This is a genomic window from Bradyrhizobium elkanii USDA 76 (genome assembly GCF_023278185.1).
GTDB classification, from domain to species: Bacteria; Pseudomonadota; Alphaproteobacteria; order Rhizobiales; family Xanthobacteraceae; genus Bradyrhizobium; species Bradyrhizobium elkanii.
This window is the reverse complement of the sequence record NZ_CP066356.1, coordinates 1,208,577-1,224,421: the sequence shown is the minus strand read 5'-3', so window position 1 is coordinate 1,224,421 and position 15,845 is coordinate 1,208,577. Positions and strand designations below refer to the sequence as shown.

15 protein-coding genes and 2 pseudogenes are annotated in these 15,845 nt (G+C 57.9%); 13 read left to right on the top strand and 4 right to left on the bottom strand.

Features of this window, described 5'->3' with window-relative positions:
• Positions 1–766 precede the first annotated feature (766 nt).
• Both JEY66_RS05765 and JEY66_RS05760 read left to right on the top strand, forming a co-directional pair.
• On the top strand, positions 767–1,186 hold the full coding sequence (locus tag JEY66_RS05765; RefSeq protein ID WP_016843634.1) for a hypothetical protein: 420 nt from the start codon (positions 767–769) through the stop codon (positions 1,184–1,186).
• A gap of 48 nt (positions 1,187–1,234) precedes the next feature.
• Positions 1,235–1,486: a hypothetical protein gene (locus JEY66_RS05760; RefSeq protein ID WP_018268916.1), complete on the top strand. Its 252-nt coding sequence runs from the start codon at positions 1,235–1,237 to the stop codon at positions 1,484–1,486.
• A gap of 719 nt (positions 1,487–2,205) precedes the next feature.
• Here the strand turns inward: JEY66_RS05760 and JEY66_RS05755 are convergent.
• Positions 2,206–2,484 carry a DNA -binding domain-containing protein gene (locus JEY66_RS05755; RefSeq protein ID WP_075969191.1) on the bottom strand — a complete coding sequence of 93 codons (279 nt, stop codon included), beginning with the start codon at positions 2,482–2,484 and terminating at the stop codon, positions 2,206–2,208.
• A gap of 772 nt (positions 2,485–3,256) precedes the next feature.
• Here JEY66_RS05755 and JEY66_RS05750 point away from each other — a divergent pair.
• From JEY66_RS05750 to JEY66_RS05740, 3 genes and pseudogenes are all read left to right on the top strand, one after another.
• Positions 3,257–3,565, top strand: a pseudogene (locus JEY66_RS05750) (transposase); the annotation flags it as partial.
• Between the two features lie 212 nt (positions 3,566–3,777).
• Positions 3,778–5,148, top strand: coding sequence for an IS110 family RNA-guided transposase (locus JEY66_RS05745; RefSeq protein WP_026191859.1), 1,371 nt, complete (start codon positions 3,778–3,780; stop codon positions 5,146–5,148).
• 9 nt (positions 5,149–5,157) lie between these two features.
• Positions 5,158–6,042 (top strand): annotated as a pseudogene (locus tag JEY66_RS05740) (IS3 family transposase); the annotation flags it as partial.
• Positions 6,043–6,255: 213 nt separating this feature from the next.
• Here JEY66_RS05740 and JEY66_RS05735 read toward each other — a convergent pair.
• A complete protein-coding gene (locus JEY66_RS05735; RefSeq protein ID WP_244436089.1) occupies positions 6,256–6,480 on the bottom strand; it encodes a hypothetical protein in 225 nt (74 codons plus the stop codon).
• Between the two features lie 471 nt (positions 6,481–6,951).
• On the opposite strand from JEY66_RS05735, the gene JEY66_RS05730 reads away from it, so the two are divergent.
• Positions 6,952–7,254 (top strand): hypothetical protein, encoded by a 303-nt coding sequence (locus JEY66_RS05730; protein WP_174771034.1) that lies wholly within the window; start codon positions 6,952–6,954, stop codon positions 7,252–7,254.
• A gap of 121 nt (positions 7,255–7,375) precedes the next feature.
• Here the strand turns inward: JEY66_RS05730 and JEY66_RS05725 are convergent, their stop codons facing one another.
• Positions 7,376–7,810, bottom strand: a complete 435-nt coding sequence (locus tag JEY66_RS05725; protein WP_016841303.1) for a hypothetical protein — start codon at positions 7,808–7,810, stop codon at positions 7,376–7,378.
• 1,024 nt (positions 7,811–8,834) lie between these two features.
• Between JEY66_RS05725 and JEY66_RS05720 the strand changes: the two genes are divergently transcribed.
• Both JEY66_RS05720 and JEY66_RS05715 read left to right on the top strand, forming a co-directional pair.
• Entirely contained in the window at positions 8,835–9,419 is a 585-nt protein-coding gene (locus JEY66_RS05720) for a LabA-like NYN domain-containing protein (protein WP_018268919.1), read from the top strand.
• A 3-nt stretch (positions 9,420–9,422) separates the two neighbouring features.
• On the top strand, positions 9,423–10,061 hold the full coding sequence (locus tag JEY66_RS05715; RefSeq protein ID WP_016841305.1) for a hypothetical protein: 639 nt from the start codon (positions 9,423–9,425) through the stop codon (positions 10,059–10,061).
• A gap of 531 nt (positions 10,062–10,592) precedes the next feature.
• Here JEY66_RS05715 and JEY66_RS05710 read toward each other — a convergent pair.
• Entirely contained in the window at positions 10,593–10,877 is a 285-nt protein-coding gene (locus JEY66_RS05710) for a DNA -binding domain-containing protein (RefSeq protein ID WP_016841307.1), read from the bottom strand.
• A gap of 319 nt (positions 10,878–11,196) precedes the next feature.
• Between JEY66_RS05710 and JEY66_RS05705 the strand changes: the two genes are divergently transcribed.
• Genes JEY66_RS05705 through JEY66_RS05685 form a run of 5 tightly spaced genes read left to right on the top strand, consistent with a single transcriptional unit; the run spans position 11,197 to position 15,844 of the window.
• Positions 11,197–12,357 (top strand): glycosyltransferase, encoded by a 1,161-nt coding sequence (locus JEY66_RS05705; protein WP_244436090.1) that lies wholly within the window; start codon positions 11,197–11,199, stop codon positions 12,355–12,357.
• Positions 12,332–13,333, top strand: a complete 1,002-nt coding sequence (locus JEY66_RS05700) for a GDP-mannose 4,6-dehydratase (RefSeq protein WP_075968806.1) — start codon at positions 12,332–12,334, stop codon at positions 13,331–13,333. The genes JEY66_RS05705 and JEY66_RS05700 overlap by 26 nt, the downstream gene beginning before the upstream one ends.
• A gap of 14 nt (positions 13,334–13,347) precedes the next feature.
• Entirely contained in the window at positions 13,348–14,070 is a 723-nt protein-coding gene (locus JEY66_RS05695; RefSeq protein ID WP_018268921.1) for a nucleotidyltransferase family protein, read from the top strand.
• Positions 14,067–14,996, top strand: coding sequence for an NAD-dependent epimerase/dehydratase family protein (locus tag JEY66_RS05690; RefSeq protein WP_016841311.1), 930 nt, complete (start codon positions 14,067–14,069; stop codon positions 14,994–14,996). The genes JEY66_RS05695 and JEY66_RS05690 overlap by 4 nt, the downstream gene beginning before the upstream one ends.
• Entirely contained in the window at positions 14,993–15,844 is an 852-nt protein-coding gene (locus JEY66_RS05685; protein WP_018268922.1) for a glycosyltransferase family 2 protein, read from the top strand. Before JEY66_RS05690 ends, JEY66_RS05685 begins: the two co-directional genes overlap by 4 nt.
• The last annotated feature ends 1 nt before the right edge of the window (position 15,845 follow it).

The following is a 15,845-nucleotide window of genomic DNA, read 5'->3' as shown; positions in this document are numbered from 1 at the left end:
ATCTACGTCATGGGGGTAAGCCATGACCGAGCATAGTCAACCAACCCTAGGACGGCGTGATCGTCTCTGCGAAGCCGCTCGCAAAGAACTTACTGAATGGGAGCGGCGAGAGAACGAATTCCAAAAAGCGGATCGCAAAGAACGGGCGACAGAACTTCAGCTTCCTCTCGATAAGATCATAGTCCTCTAGCGGCTCGCCACAGTGATTATGGGTGGCATCTCGGCGCGTGCCGCAGCGACGATCATCAACACCAAAGGACGTACAGGCCGCGCCGATGGGATTCAAGCGCAAAGAAAGTTGGGAACGCACGTTTAGACTGCGAAGCAGCTACGGCAGCTTCAGAGGGGGCGCTTACGGTGCTTTTTTGGTTCTGGGGTGGCGTCGGAATGCTATTTAACGCGGGCACGCTGTTCGGGCTGACCGGCAATATTGGCGTCGGAACGTCCGCATACTTGATCGCAACGTGTCTCGCCTGGATCGGCGGCATGATGTTGTTCGGCGTTGGCCGCCCTACTCGCTCACACGGACTTCGATGATGAGCGACCGATCGAAGATGACTATGGCGACGTTCGAATTACACGGTAGATATTTCTCCGCAGTAGTCGATGGCGTTCGGTTTGGGTGAATTCCTGGGAGTTATCGGCAGCGACGGCGTCCGGATTCTAGAGGCCCTTTCGGAGAAACTTCCGAAGAGATAAACTGTCGGATCGCACATACGAGTGCTGCCATCGGCTTCATACAAGGCGCATCCCACGAGAGGAGCAAATGACTGAAAACGCCAACAGGTCAGTGATTGATGAGCACATGGCACTCGTTGCCCGCGCAATTGCAAAATTTGTGTCTACCGGCCTATCCGTACACAACATCGATAGTCGCGGAGCAGAGCAGTTTCTTGGCGCACCGGTCAGTCAGGAAGACTTCATAGCCGTGCTTCGTTGGATGCTGAAGGAAAACCTGATCCATAGCGACAGTGTTAACGAAGCCGGACGCGGGGCGGTCTTGATCATTGCGCGAGCTCAACTCAGCGCAAAGGGATTCGCTGTTGTGCGGCAGAAGTTGTCCACCGGAGACACCATCGAGAGCCGAATTCAGAACGCCGACGTTGGTGGCAGGGATTGGAGCACCATCGGCGATCTGATCGGTGGAATTGCTGGCGGCTTCTACAAGTCGCTCGGGTCAATCTAGAACCTCAGGACGACGGTGTCCCGGTGAACGTTAGGGCAGGAAAACGCAATGCACAAAAAAGCCGATGCGGAACGAATGATCCGGCATCTCGCCTTGGAGTGGATGGGCGAGACAGGCTATGAGCAGAAACAAGGTCACTATCCGAGCTTCAGCGCCTTTACGACGTGGCTCGAACGCAAGCACTACAGCCACTATTTGAAGTTTCGGTCGCGTGTCAGCCCTCGATTTGAGGCCGAGGGTTGGTTCGAAAGTGAAATCAGAGATTATTGGCGGTCCCGTAGGTTTCCGTTGACGGGTTAAAGTCCCTAAGCGGATTCAAGCAGGGCGTCCACGACCAGCGCCTCCTGAGCCCCGGATTGGGGGCTACCACCCCTCTAACAACAGCCGCCACCACGCGCACTGGCACATTTACGAACGCGGTAGACACGAAGGCCCGGGAACGACAATTCGCATCTATTATCCATCCTTCCGACTCGCTCAGTTGGCCAATCGAATCACAACTCCGAGTCTGAATTCGCGACACAAGTAACGTTCCTATGGGTGTTCCATCCATCGGCCATCAAGTCTCGGCGCGCCTCGTCGTAAGGCCCAATCATCGTGTCGGCATTCACCCTCTAGTGCCCAGGTTTTTAACGTCGAGAAGGCGATTTCGGCTACGGATTGAACGGCCCTTCGAAGACAAGCCTGCCTACACCTTCATACTTCGTGATGTGCGATAGCACGATGGCGCGCTCATCACGGCAGGGGATCGCGTTGCATCAAATGCAATGCTTTCACAGTTTGATGTATTCAACGGCAGTCAGCTTTCGTTCGCCGCGCTAGGCGCTGGGGCGCGGCGAGGCCTTAAGGGTGGACGTGCATACGTCGCGCGTTGGATTCGCGCAGATCTGCGCAGGAGCGTTTCTCATTCTCGGCCTCGGTTTGCTAGGACACGTGCTGCCACACTTTCCCTGATCGTTGAAGGAAATCAGCCGGACCGCGCTCACGGAGCCCGGCTTATGACGAGCGCAAACGAAGCACTAACCCAACGCACCGCCGCGGAGCAGCTGTCGATATCCATAATCTGCCATCCACTTTGCCCGGGCAAGATGACTATCAAAAGCGCGACGCGCCCGGTCCCATTCGCGGGCAGGGTCAACGTGAAGAACAACGCGCGCAACTTCCCGCCAATCCGCCCCCTCAGCATCGGCGTCAAGCAGCCGCCAGTATGTAGCCAAATGCTCCTCGTCATAGACGGTCAGGTTCGCACCCGATGGCGCAATGTCATCGACGGTCAGATCGAGTAGCGGTTCCAGCACTGAAAATTCTCCCATGCAGCTTTAGCGCCAACGATGTCGATCGTCGTGATGGCGAGAGTATCCGTCAAGCGTTTCGATCAACCGGAACAGCATGGCCATTCGTACGAAACGCGCCAATTTGAAGCCGGAAGGGCACACTCGGGCGAGAAGCGAGATAATTCGTTCGTCGCGTACCGTGCTGGTGAGAGCGAAGCCCTCTATGTTGCCATTGTATCAGCGCGCGTAGGGCACACCTCAATTCGGGCAGGACTAATCGGGCGAGATCGCATAGGCCATGATGGAAGAGCGGAGAACGCACTAATTTTCAAAATGTCCCCGTTGCGGGAACAGCGGCTCTGACGATGCTATTCATAAATGCCCGAACTGCGGAACAGTTTTTTTTGCGAAGAATGCGGAAAGTCGCGGCTCAGAGACGTGTGCCCGCACTGTGACGATGTCTTCGCGCCAGAAGTCGGGCAAATAAGATAGAGCGCGATTCTGCAACTGCCCCCTTTTTTCTTCCGCTGATCGAGCCGAAACGCGAATGCGCCATCGCGGCCACGAGGATGGCGACCAGCCTAGGCTTGTTTCTCAACAGTGAAGGCCGCAGAACTTGGGCGTTGGGACGCGATTCCGCTAAGTGCGCCCCGCGCCATTGATCAAGCAGCTTGACCTCAACATCAAGGGCGCAGCTAGCACCTAGACAAGCGGCCCTGCTGTGCAGAGAGCACGACTGAACCTCCTCCGAATTGATGGACACCTGTAGTAGGCTCGAAGAGCCAGGAGGTGTCGGATGGAAGGACGTCAACGTCGGTCGTTTACGGACGACTACAAGCGGCAAGCGGTTGACCTCGTAGCGTCGAGCGGGCGCTCGATCGGATCTGTGGCCAAGGAGCTTGGCCTGCGCGATTCCGTGCTGCGGCGGTGGGTTGAGCAGCGAGGGGCCCGGCTGGAGCCGACGGCGGCGACGCGGCGCCCCCCAACGCAGGCGACGCTGCCGTCGGCGGACCACGCGGCAGAGATCGCGCGTTTGCAGCGAGAGAACGAGCGGCTGCGCATGGAGCGCGATATTTTAAAAAACTGTCCAGCACAGTGGCGCGCCTGCGCGGCGTAGAAACAGCCTTGTGCTATCCTCGGCGGCTGGGAGGGTAGCGGCCGTTCGATTATTGGAGGCACAATCCCCGTTAAAAAACATGGTCCATGGGTGCATGCGAACTTGAGAGTGGTGACGTCGCCCTGGCGACGATCCCGATTAGGAAGATGACGATTGGCATAGCCCAAACCCTCCTGCTCATCATTGAATGGAGTATTGCAATGCCCAAGAAGAGGACGGTCGGCGACCGCCCAGAACTTAGGCCGGTCAACGTCGGGGCCGCCGCTATCGACGTCGGATCAAAGATGCACATGGCTGCGGTGAACCCCGCTTGCACTGACGTGCCTGTGCGCTCTTTCGGCACATTCACGCGAGACCTGCATGAGCTGGCGGACTGGTTCAAAACGTGCGGCGTGACGAGTGTCGCGATGGAATCCACCGGAGTCTATTGGATCCCGGTCTACGAGATCCTGGAGCAGCGCGGGTTTGAAGTGATTCTGGTCAATGCGCGGTACGCCAAGAACGTGCCCGGGCGCAAGACCGATGTCAGCGATGCCGCGTGGTTGCGCCAGCTTCACTCCTATGGCCTGTTACGCGGCAGCTTCCGACCTGATGCCGAGATCGCAACCCTGCGCGCGTATCTGCGCCAACGGGAGCGGCTGGTGGAATATGCCGCCGCCCATATCCAGCATATGCAGAAGGCCCTGATGGAGATGAATCTGCAGCTCCATCATGTGGTCACGGATATCACGGGCGCAACCGGCATGCGGATTATCCGAGCGATTGTTGCAGGCGAGCGGAATCCTGACGTCTTGGCAACCTATCGGGACGTGCGATGCCATTCATCCATCGCGACGATCCGCGCGGCACTGGTGGGCAACGACCGGCACGAACATGTCTTCGCGCTGACCCAGTCGCTGGAACTCTACGACGTCTACCAAGCGAAGATGCTGGACTGCGACCGCAAGCTCGAGGTCCTGATCGCGGCACTGAACAATAAAGGCGCGAAGCCGACCGGAAAGCTATCCAAGCCACGCATCAAGACCAAACAGGTCAACGCGCCTACCTTCGATGTCAGGACCGCGCTGTACGGCGTGCTCGGCGTCGATCTGACTGAGATCCATGGGTTGGGTCCATCACTGGCATTGAAGCTCGTCGGTGAGTGTGGCACCGATCTGCGAGCATGGCCGAGCGCCAAGCACTTCACCTCCTGGCTGTGCCTTGCACCAGGCAACAAAATCTCTGGCGGCAAGGTGTTGTCCTCGCGCACACGGAGATCGTCCAGTCGCGCAGCCGCACTGTTGCGGTTGGCAGCAACAACCGTCGGGCGGAGCGATACGGCGCTCGGTGCATTCTATCGCCGACTATCCTCACGTGCGGGTAAGTCAAAGGCGGTGACAGCGACCGCCCGCAAGATCGCAGTTTTATTCTACAACACCCTCCGGCACGGTATGCACTACAGAGACCCCGGCGCGGATCACTATGAGCAGAAGTATCGCGGCCGTGTCCTCGCTAACCTTCAGCGCCGAGCCAAATCTCTGGGCTTCGTGTTACAGGCAATTTCGGGCGACCCCGATCCGGCTGTTTCTTAGGAAGTCGATCGCGATCTTTGCTGGAACACGGACATGAGATTCCGCTTCATCGAAGATCGCCGCGCCGATTATCCGGTGACGCTCCTGTGCGACGTGCTCGGCGTCTCGCCGGCCGGCTATTATGCCTGGCGCTCGCGCCCGGAGAGCCGACGATCTGCCGCCAATCGTAACCTCGTCGACGACATCAGGCGGGTCCACCGCGACACCCGCGGGCGTTATGGCAGCCCGCGTATCCATGTCGAGTTGAAGGCGCAGGGCCGCGGGGCGAGCCGTGGTCGCATCGAGCGGTTGATGCGGCGTCACGGCATCAGGGCCATCATGGCGCGGCCACGCCGGGTGCGGACCACCGACAGCCGCCACGACCTGCCGATCGCCCCGAATTTGCTCGACCGCAACTTCATCGCCACTGCTCCGAACCAGATCTGGCTCGCCGATATCACCTACATCGAGACCGATCAGGGCTGGCTCTATCTGGCCGCCGTCATGGATCTGTATAGCCGTAGGATTGTCGGCTGGGCGATGGCGGAACATTTGCGCGCCGACCTGCCCTTGGCGGCCTTGCGGATGGCGATCTCGGCGCAGCGGCCAAGTGCCGGCCTGATCCACCATTCCGATCGCGGCGTTCAATATGCCTCGGCGGATTACCGCAAGCTGATGCAATCCGCCGGCCTCAGGGCGTCGATGAGCCGCAAGGGCGACTGCTATGACAATGCTCCGATGGAGAGCTTCTTTCACACGCTCAAGACCGAGCTCGTTCATCATCGCCAGTACCAGACCCGCGCCGAAGCCCAGCGCGACATCTTCGCCTTCATCGAAGGCTTCTACAATCGAACGCGTCGTCACTCCGCCATCGGCTATATCAGCCCGATCGAGATGGAGCTAAAAGTAGCTTAACCCTGTCCATTTTTTTGGGGGAAGATCACGACAGGGCCGCCGCCAAAGCAGCAGCACCGAGGGCAACGGCACTGCGAAGTCCAATTAGCCTGCAAGAAGTAAATATACGCGGAATCGACGGTTCTAAGGATTATCTGATAGCGCAAGCGTATTGGAGATGCATGGCAAGCCATGCTATCATCATCATCGAGCGCGCCGGGCGGCAGGCTTTGTTCAACTTGAATGCTTGCCGTCGCCTTCCATCAACATTCGCTCGATGCGAGTTGCTCGCTCTTTCGTCAGATTGACCGCCAAGCTGGTCCCAATCATTGCTGGCCCCTTACGTTGCCGATCGTAAACCATCCAGCCCGTTGCCCCCTGGCGTACCAAGAATCTTGATGGGGGAGACGCCTTGTCGCGCTCTCCCATATCCGATGCCGCCTTGTGTGGACGTTCCATTGTCGCCTCCCAAACCGCGCAACCCAGCTCTTTGTGCGCACCGGACTGATATTTTTCAGAGAAGACCCTGTCCCGTTGAGCCAGATGGATCTACGTACGATCTGTACCGTATTTGCTTGAACAGATGCTGCAGGATCTCATGGCGATCATACAAGTCGCGTTCGCGCTCTATTGGGAAGCGTCCGTCCTCAGAGTGTGCAACGGAGAGAGCAATAATCAAGCATACCAGTACGAACAGCGCTCTCACTTCGATTTCCTTGGCTAAAGCGCAAGGTGCGCTATAAAGGCGCTCAACACCTTAGGGCGCAGCTATGTTCGATGCAATTACGGAAGGCATTAGAAGGTGGCTGATTGGTACGGTTCGCTTCGGCGATAAAGCACGCGACGAGGGCGGAAGATCGGGCACTCGCGATACAGTGGCTTAGCGAATCACGCGCTTTCGTCGCAAGTGATCTGCGTCCCGTTGAGAAGTTGAAAAAGCTGACCTCGCTGGTCAACTCCCGGACAGCAATCGTGGCTATCGCGAAGAGTGTTTCAGAGGCTGTTTCAAACTATCGAAGCTCGGATCTGCCGTTGCCGATGAAGATCGCTCTCCCCGCAACGTTAGCTGCTATTCCCTTGGTCGGGGAACACGCTGCCGGCATCGCTGCGTTTGGCGGCGCTCTCGGCGTTCCCGTGCTGCTGCTGATCTTTCTCCGAGCGGCGGGCATCACCCCCAGCCGGTCAAGGAGATCGTCCTCGTTTTCAATCCACGGACCAATATCGGCTCGCTGACTCCAGTTTTTCGTTAGTCAATACCGACTTCACGGCATCACCCAGTATCGGCTCCCGCATGCCGGGCAGTTGCTTTGAGCAGCACTTCGTTCCCGCACGCAATCGGGGGGCGGTTTAAATGTTACTGCATCAGAAATCTATAAGCGACAATCAGGGCCACCATGCTGGCGAGAATCAGCATTGCCGAAAGGGATCTTCGGAGTATCGGCCACGTCGATTGGCGCGCAGCCGATAGACGGGGCCGGGACTTAGGCCCGCTTTGGAGCCGCACGGCTTTGCCCTCTGTGGTTGGTTTACGAGCCTTTGGTTCTGGGGCCGCGCCCACGCCTCCCATCTCGCTGTAATAAGCGCTGTAGACCTCACGAACGGCCAGGGCCGTGGACTCGACCTCGCTCATCGTCTCGAGGCGGGTTCGATAGTTAACCAGAAAACTCTGTGCGTTTGTCGGAAGGTCATCGAAACCACCGAGCTTGGCGATCATGAGCCAAGTGGCAAAATCCGCCTCGGCTTTCGTGCGAGCTTTCTTGGCGACACTGCTGTTGGAGCCGGAGGACATGGTGGTCCTATTCGTTCGCCCGCTCAAATTCGCTGACGTTCATGTCGATCGTTGGACAGCATGCTCTAGTTTGCCGGTTGACGTCAGGTACCCCGCTCAGCGGTCTGGCGTGGCGCGCTAGGATTTGCCTTTGCAGCCGAAGCCACCTAGCGAGCCCTGGACCACAATAAGGGGGCACCGGCATCGGCGCTGCGCTCTACGTGGGGGCGATAGGCTCCCGCGTGTTCTTCGTTGGCAGTGGCTTGGGGCCGCGCTCGTTCGTTCGCGCTGGTGGGGCGCATTCCTTGACGTGATCCGAGAGCGCAGCAGCCGCCAAGTGCTCCCAGTACTCGGCCTCTGCGAGCAGCTTCCAACTTCTGTCAGGATGATGTGCGGCACTCTGTCGACATAGCGACGCCATCGCTCGCAAGCGACTTACGGCTTCCATTGTCCATCCTCCCGTCGTTTTCTCCACTTTATTTTTTGTTTTTGCGTCGGAGTCATCATGATTATGGCTCTGAACTAATTCTTCTGCGGCAGCGAATGACGGGCTCCAAATTGCTTTCAGTTCGGGTTCGCATAGGCCCTAAAATGAACGCATAGCTCGCCGCCCGAAAATCAAATAGAACATTCACTCTTGGCCTTCGGCTCGCGCGTCTTTGTCCTGAAACAGGAAGGGCATCGATATTCGCGATGTAGGTCCGGCCGACCGCCAAGAGCGCTCGCCCGGATAGCTGGGGCCGCGACATCCTGAGAGTGCCTGAGGCAATCAAACTTCAAGCTAATTACGTTGGCGCGCGCATCGTCATGGAAGCTGCCAACCGCGCGGATGATCCCGACCACACCGACATTAGGAACGTTAATGGGGCGACGCGGAGACAAGACACTCAGGCGAGAAACGAGATCGGCTCATTCGTCCGATGCGTACTGTGTTCGTTAGAGCGCAGCCCACAGAACCAAGGTATGCATGCCCGAATCACGGCAGACAGCATTGGCTGCCGCTCTGAAGCATCGGAGACCACAGATGAAGAGCGCGAATTGAGCCATGTCACCGTGCGGCAAGATCGCGCTCTTTATCGATGGTCCCAACCTCCAGGCAACCGCGAAGGCGCTCGGCTTCGACATCGACTACAACCGCCTGCCCGAGCTATTTCAGAGCCGCGGCGCGCTGTTGCGGGCGTTCTATTACACGCCGATTGTCGAGGATCAGGAATATTCAGCGGTTCGGCCGCTCCTCGATTGGCTTGACTACAACGGCTACGCGGTTGTGACTAAGCTGACCAAAGAATTTGCAGAGGCCTGCGGTCGCCGCAAGGCGAAGGGCAGTATGGACATCAAGCTCGCAGTCGATGTCATGGAGCTCGCTGAGCACGTCGACCAGATCATCCTGTTCTCCGGCGACGGCAACTTCCGTTGCTTGGTCGAAGCCGTGCAGCGTCGTGGCGTCCGCGTGACTGTCGTTTCCAGCTTTGCAATCCAGCCGGCCATGATCGCCGACGAACTTCGGCGCCAGGCGGACGAATTTATTGACCTAGCGCAGTTGAAGCTGAAGGTGGGGCGCGATCCGTCTGAACGGCTCGGCCCCTCGTCAGGTGCTATCAGGTACCGCGATTCAGCCATCGCGGAATAACGCATGGCGGTAATTTCGTGCAACCTGACGGCGGCGCAGACAGTGCGCCGCTTAGTGCTCAATTCGTATCTCGTCCGTCTTTTGCTGATATGGGTGGTCAGTGCGCCTCAGGCGGAGAGCAGGGCCGATGACGGTAAATTGCCGTCAGTCGTGCCAGATGTCAGGGTCGAATGCTCGTTGAAGCGGAAGGCTGGCGAACTGTTCGAGACTGAAGCATTCGTCGCGCGGGAGCACTTCAAGGAAGACATTACGCCAACTGCCCGAGTCAGGATCTCATGGCTTGGCGCGACCTTCACGCGCCGGTACGCAATCAAAGTCGAAACCGAGGGCGATCCATCTCTGCACACTTACATTTTGAGGAGTCCCTCAAATGCGGTCGACATCAGCGAAGAACTAGGTGCTCGCGATGAGACCAAGCTCGCGAATGTGTGGTGCCTCTTGAGGCTGCAGGCCAATGGAGAAAGCGGGGCACTGCAGACCAATTCCACTCCCAACATATTTTTTGTTCGTGACGGTATGGGCGACCTCGGTGTGGTTGACCTGCTATGGGGTGGAGCCGGCTGGGAAATTGGAGCAAGTCCGATCGGAAGCCAACGGACATTGCCACTCGGCACTCGTGTCTTCTCTCACGGCGCGGATTAACGAATGTATCGAATTGACTGGGCTTGGTGCCGGTGTGGCGGGCTGAGCCTATGTCGAGCGTTCGGCTTGTTCCCTAGACGTATTGTCGTGGTTTAACGGGACATGCTGGATAAATTCGCGATCCTCAGATGAAGCTAAATCAGCGTATGGAGAGGTTTAGCCACATCGCTACCGTGCCGGTTCTAGCCTGCTGCTGGATGCCGCGCTGGACCAGCGCTCAGATTGCCGTAGTTCGCTCCCGAGCCGCATCAGGCTGGACTGCAGCCAGATCATTTCCTGCTTCTCGCACCTGCTGCGCCGAAACATTGTCTCCGCATACGTGCGCATGCGGAATCGATAGAGGAGTCGGGAATGACTGGTCATATCTCGCTCCATGCTGGTTTCACTATGAGATCCGCTTAATTGCATCATTATCTCCCACAGAAACGAATATTTTAATGCAATCTGGTCCAGCTGGCGTCTAAATCCAGCGCTAGAGCGCCTTTCTTTCGTGAATTTCATCACACGCGGGCGCTCGTGTGACAGTTCTGCTCAGTTTGATGCCGGCCAGCCATGCTTGAGCAGCAGTTTGTATCCGCAATTGCTCATCCACCTCGCCCGTGCGAGATGCGATTCGTACGCTTGCCTGGCGCGGATCGGCTCGCGCTCATGATCGATGTCGAGGACGATTTCGGCGACTTCGCGCCAGTCGGCACCTTCAGCATCGGCATCCAGCATGCGCAGATATGTAATCGCATATTCTTTGTCGTATGGCGTCACGATATCATCCACCGGCGTAGAATCGGCGACATGGGGCTTAAGCGGCATCTCGCGCATAGGCTCTCCGTGGATTTACTCGCTGCTTTTCACACGCCATTTGGGCCGATTGATGATTTCCTCTGCGGTGGCCAACGGTACGAACCGCGCGGTTGTGATGTAATTTGAGCACTCCTGCGGGGTGCACGCACGCATTGGATCGTTTCGTACAAAGTTTTACCCCCAGGTAGCGAACGCATTCTGTCACTAGTCTACTGGTTGAGCACACTTTAGATTGTTTCCTTTCGTCATTGTTACTTTTTGTTGCAGTGACAAATCGGTTTGGTTGGTGGGGTTTGGTATGGTGGATGTTGGGCGAGCCGGGGCTCGGCCTCGGATCTTGTACATCGTACCGGAAGACGAGACGTTCACGACCCACTTCCTTGAGCCGGCCCGCGCGGCGCGAGCGGCGGGATTTGATGTCATGGTCGCTACTTTTGTGCGGCACCAGCGGGATGCGATCGAACGAGAAGACTTCCGTCTACTGGAGATGCCGACGGAGCGCGCCTCTTTGTCGCTTGTTTCTCTACTTCGTTCGATCCTGCGTCTTCGCACAATTCTGGCTGAGGAACGGCCGGACCTCGTCCATGCGCTTTCCATAAGATCTATCGTGCTGTTGGGCTTATCGGGCCCGGTTGGACGGAAGTATCCTCTCCTCGCCTCGTTCACAGGCCTTGGGCAGCTGTGGGGACGCGCTGGATGGGCTGCCGAAATGGCCCGAGGTTTCGTTCGCCTGCAAGCCTGCTGGCTCTCGCGAGGGCGAACCGCACTCGTCTCATTTGAGAATGAAGATGATCGCCGCGAGTTTCCGCATCCGGCGGATTCCGTGATTTTCGGTGGATGGGGTATCGAGATTGGCTCCCGTCGCTCGACCAAAAGATCGGGTGACGGACCCGTCCGAGTCGCATTTCTGGGACGGATGCTCAGGTCGAAGGGTCTCGCGACCGTAGTAGAGGCCGTATCGCTCGCTCGGGCGCAGGAGCCGCAAATCGAGTTGGAGCTCTGGGGGACGCCAGACCCGGGAAATCCGACCAGCTATACAGTCGACGAGCTCAACCAACTCACCACGATCGACGGCGTCGCCTGGATGGGGAAGGCTCCCGACATCGCGACAGTCTGGGAGCGCACCGACATTGCGATCCTTTTGTCGGAGAGTGAAGGAATGCCGAGAGCGCTCATGGAGGCCGCTGGCTACGGCATACCGATGATCGCAACGAATGTCCCTGGCTGCCGCTCAGTCGTTCGGGACGGGGTTGATGGTTTTCTCGTGCCGCTCAACGATCCCGTGGCTGCCGCCGAGGCTATTGTGCGTCTCGCGCGCGACCCGGCCTCTCGGAACCATATGGGCCGAATGGCTCGCCAGCAGTTTGATGAACGATTCTCAAGAGACGCCGTCGTTCCGAAGATCCTCGAAATCTATTCACGCCTCATCACAAATCGTGAGAACGCAACTCTAGTTCAACTGCCGTGCGATCATGGATCTCAACCAATTCTATCATAAACGAAAAGTCCTCGTTACGGGCGCCGCCGGCTTCATAGGAAGCCATCTCACAGAAGCCCTCGCGCGAGCCGGCGCTGATGTGACGGCTATGATCCGGTACAGTTCTTCTCCAGCTTGGGGAAGTCTTGAGCATCTGTCGCCGGATCTGAAGAATTCAATCAACGTGGTCGCTGGAAACATCGAAGACCCTGAGTTCGTCACTCAGACGGTACGCGACCAGGAGATTGTCTTTCATCTGGCCGCTTTGATCGCGATTCCGTATTCATACGTCGCGCCACGAAGCTACGTGCGAACAAATATCGAAGGCACTCTGAACGTCGTGGAAGCTGCGCGGCAGCTCGGCGTTTCGCGCGTCGTGCACACCTCGACTTCCGAGGTTTACGGGACCGCAATCACCGAGACGATTGACGAAGCTCATCCGCTCCAGGGGCAATCACCGTATTCCGCGTCCAAGATTGGCGCCGACAAGATCGCGGAGAGCTACTCCCGCTCCTTCTCGACGCCCGCCGTGACCGTCCGCCCCTTCAACACGTTCGGCCCACGGCAATCGGCCCGCGCTTTCATTCCGACGATCATCTCCCAAGCCCTGACGCGCGACGTCATTGAGCTCGGCGCTCTTGATACATTGCGCGACATGACCTTCGTGGGGGATACGGTTTCCGGATTTCTCGCGGCAGGCGCGACGCCCGGGATCGAGGGCGAAACAATCAACCTCGGTACCGGCCAGACGTTCCCCGTTAGCCACTTTGCCGAGCGAATACTATCCCTGATGAACGTGAGAAAGCAAATTGTGCAAGATCCAAAGCGCATTCGCCCCGCAATGAGCGAAGTCCTTCGGCTTGTCTCAAACAATGGCAAAGCCCAGCAGCTTTTGCAGTGGACGCCAGGCACCTCGATTGACGAGGGGCTGAAGCTCACGATCAATTTTGTCGAAGCCAATATCGGCTCATATCGCGCCAACCTTTACAACATTTAGCGAACACTCGTCATATGACCAAAGCCCTGATTATGGCGGGCGGCAAAGGTACCCGCCTGAAGCCGTTCACCGCATCTTTTCCGAAGCCGCTTGTGCCGCTCGGAGATTTGCCCGTACTCGAGCTATTGCTCCGTCAATTGAAAGCCGCCGGCGTTCAAGAGGTGGTGCTTTCTGTCAATCACTTGCATCACCTGATCCGCGCATTCTGCGAGGATGGCTCCAAGTTTGGGTTGAAGATCGACTATGTACTGGAAGACGAGCCGTTGGGGACCGCCGGATCGTTAGCCTATGCGCTCGACAAGCTCAGCGACGATTTTATCGTCGCCAACGGGGACCTGCTCACGAACTTCAACATAGCTAAAATGGTGCAGGAGCATCGCACGCAGCCAACAGCCGCTTCGATTGCCGTGTTCAAACGAAGCACGAAGATCGAATTCGGCCTGGTTGAGGTTGACGGCAACATGCGGCTTACGGGCTATCGTGAAAAGCCCACCTACTCTCATTTGGTCAGCATGGGGCTGTATGTCCTCAACCGCGGTTCGGTTGCCCCCCATCTGGTGCCCGGCAAGTACCTCGACATGCCACACCTGATGCAAATTTTGATCGAAGCCGGTAAATCCGTCCTCTGCCGATCGCAGGATTGCCTATGGCTCGATATTGGCAGGCCGGAGGACTACGCAACGGCGCAGCAGCTGTTTGAAGAGAAGCGGGAACTGTTTTTGCAGAGTGAGCGATGACAGTCGCACTGGTCACCGGAGCGAGCGGCTTCCTTGGCCGCTATGTCATGCGCGAGCTGACACGGCGGGGCGTGAAGGCCGTTGGATTGTGCAGATCGTCAGGCTCCGCCGACGACCTATCGATTCTACTTCCGAGGCCGCCCACGCGGCATGACTTGCGTGGCGTCTTGGATAGCGTGCGCCCTTCAATGATTCTTCATCTGGCTGGCCAGACCCACTCAGACCTGCCAGAGGATATCTATCAATCTAACGTCATCCTGGCGGTTCACCTTCTTGAGGCGGCACTGAGCGTCGACCAGCCGCCCACGGTCGTTCTGGCGGGAAGCGCTGCGGAATACGGCCGGCCCATACATAGGGATTGCATCGTTCGGGAAGCCGATCGCTGCGCACCTCTGAGCCTCTACGGCATTTCAAAGTTGACCCAAACCCATCACGGTCTCGCCGCGCATGCTCGTGGGTTGCCGGTTATCATGGCGAGGCTTTTCAATCCGATCGGCGCCGGAGCGCCCCGTTCAACGGCATTGGGAAGCTTCGCGAGCCAACTCGCGGCGACATCCCGCTCTGAGCAGACGTTGAGAACCGGCCCGCTAAATGCCGTGCGTGATTTTGTTGACGCCGCTGATGCAGCCCGCGCACTTGTCGACCTGGCTGAAACTCCCCGCGCTGTGGGGCAGATCATCAACGTTTGCACGGGGGTCGGCACCACCGTTCAGCATCTCGTCGACCGCCTCATGGAGATCGTAGACGCCCCGATCACTCACGAAGTTGAGGGAGAGCGACGCGGCACAAGCGACCTCGATATCATTATCGGCGATGCCAATCGTCTGAGCCAACTTGGCATCGCGGTTCCGCTTCCGGACGTCGATGCGATCTTGCGCCAGATGCTCGCTGCTGCACAGGCTGAAAATAGGCAGGTGTCGCCTTGAATACGGCCCCCCTCACCGTCATCATTCCCACTTACTGCGACGGCGATGCGCTGCGGCGCGCCTTGCGCTCCGTGGCGTGTCAGACGCTCCAACCACGCGAAGTAATCGTAGTGGACGACGCGAGCGGCGACGAGTCCACTGACAGGATTTGCAGTGAGTATGTCGCTCAACCGATCAAGTTGATCAAGCTTCCCCGAAACCGTGGTCCTGGTGCCGCTCGCAATACCGGCATCCTGGCAAGCTCGGAGCCTTTTCTGGCATTTCTCGACGCAGACGACGAGTGGCATCCAGAAAAGCTGCGAATTCAAATGGAGCTGATGCTGGCTCCGGGATCACCGCTCCTCAGCTCCCATCGCAAGGGTTTCGCCGGAACCGCGTGGTCATCCCTCAACGAGCCGATCAATGCACGATGCATTACGCGAGGCGCCATCCTGGTCGCCAACGTCGCGCCTATTTCAACAGTCGTTATTCGACGAGATGCTGTCAGGCACCATTTTCCTCAGACCTATGCGTGTGAAGACTATTGGTTCGTGGCCGCACACATTCTCTCCGGCATCCGATCCGTGAGAATGGACGAAACGCTCGCGCGAGCGGACAAGCCGGCGTTCGGCACCACGGGACTGAGCGGCCGATTACATGCCATGCAGCTGGGCGAAATGCGCACGCATTTCTCATTGTGGGGAACGGGCCTGATCAGCGCGTGGGAGTACGCTCCGCTCGTCGCTTGGACGCTCGCGAAGTACCTACGGCGACTCTCGATCGTCCAACTCCGCAGCGTTGCAGTCTATTTCACCGACCGGGAGAGTAACCGAATGGACGCCGCCTCGAATCGCGGTCTGGAGAGATAAG

Bases quoted from the DNA above. Each gene is read 5' to 3' on its own strand.
- JEY66_RS05765 (WP_016843634.1), top strand. From the start codon at position 767: ATGACTGAAAACGCCAACAGGTCAGTGATTGATGAGCACATGGCACTC.
- JEY66_RS05760 (WP_018268916.1), top strand. From the start codon at position 1,235: ATGCACAAAAAAGCCGATGCGGAACGAATGATCCGGCATCTCGCCTTG.
- JEY66_RS05745 (WP_026191859.1), top strand. From the start codon at position 3,778: ATGCCCAAGAAGAGGACGGTCGGCGACCGCCCAGAACTTAGGCCGGTC.
- JEY66_RS05735 (WP_244436089.1), bottom strand. From the start codon at position 6,480: ATGGAACGTCCACACAAGGCGGCATCGGATATGGGAGAGCGCGACAAG.
- JEY66_RS05725 (WP_016841303.1), bottom strand. From the start codon at position 7,810: ATGTCCTCCGGCTCCAACAGCAGTGTCGCCAAGAAAGCTCGCACGAAA.
- JEY66_RS05720 (WP_018268919.1), top strand. From the start codon at position 8,835: ATGTCACCGTGCGGCAAGATCGCGCTCTTTATCGATGGTCCCAACCTC.
- JEY66_RS05715 (WP_016841305.1), top strand. From the start codon at position 9,423: ATGGCGGTAATTTCGTGCAACCTGACGGCGGCGCAGACAGTGCGCCGC.
- JEY66_RS05710 (WP_016841307.1), bottom strand. From the start codon at position 10,877: ATGCGCGAGATGCCGCTTAAGCCCCATGTCGCCGATTCTACGCCGGTG.
- JEY66_RS05700 (WP_075968806.1), top strand. From the start codon at position 12,332: ATGGATCTCAACCAATTCTATCATAAACGAAAAGTCCTCGTTACGGGC.
- JEY66_RS05695 (WP_018268921.1), top strand. From the start codon at position 13,348: ATGACCAAAGCCCTGATTATGGCGGGCGGCAAAGGTACCCGCCTGAAG.
- JEY66_RS05690 (WP_016841311.1), top strand. From the start codon at position 14,067: ATGACAGTCGCACTGGTCACCGGAGCGAGCGGCTTCCTTGGCCGCTAT.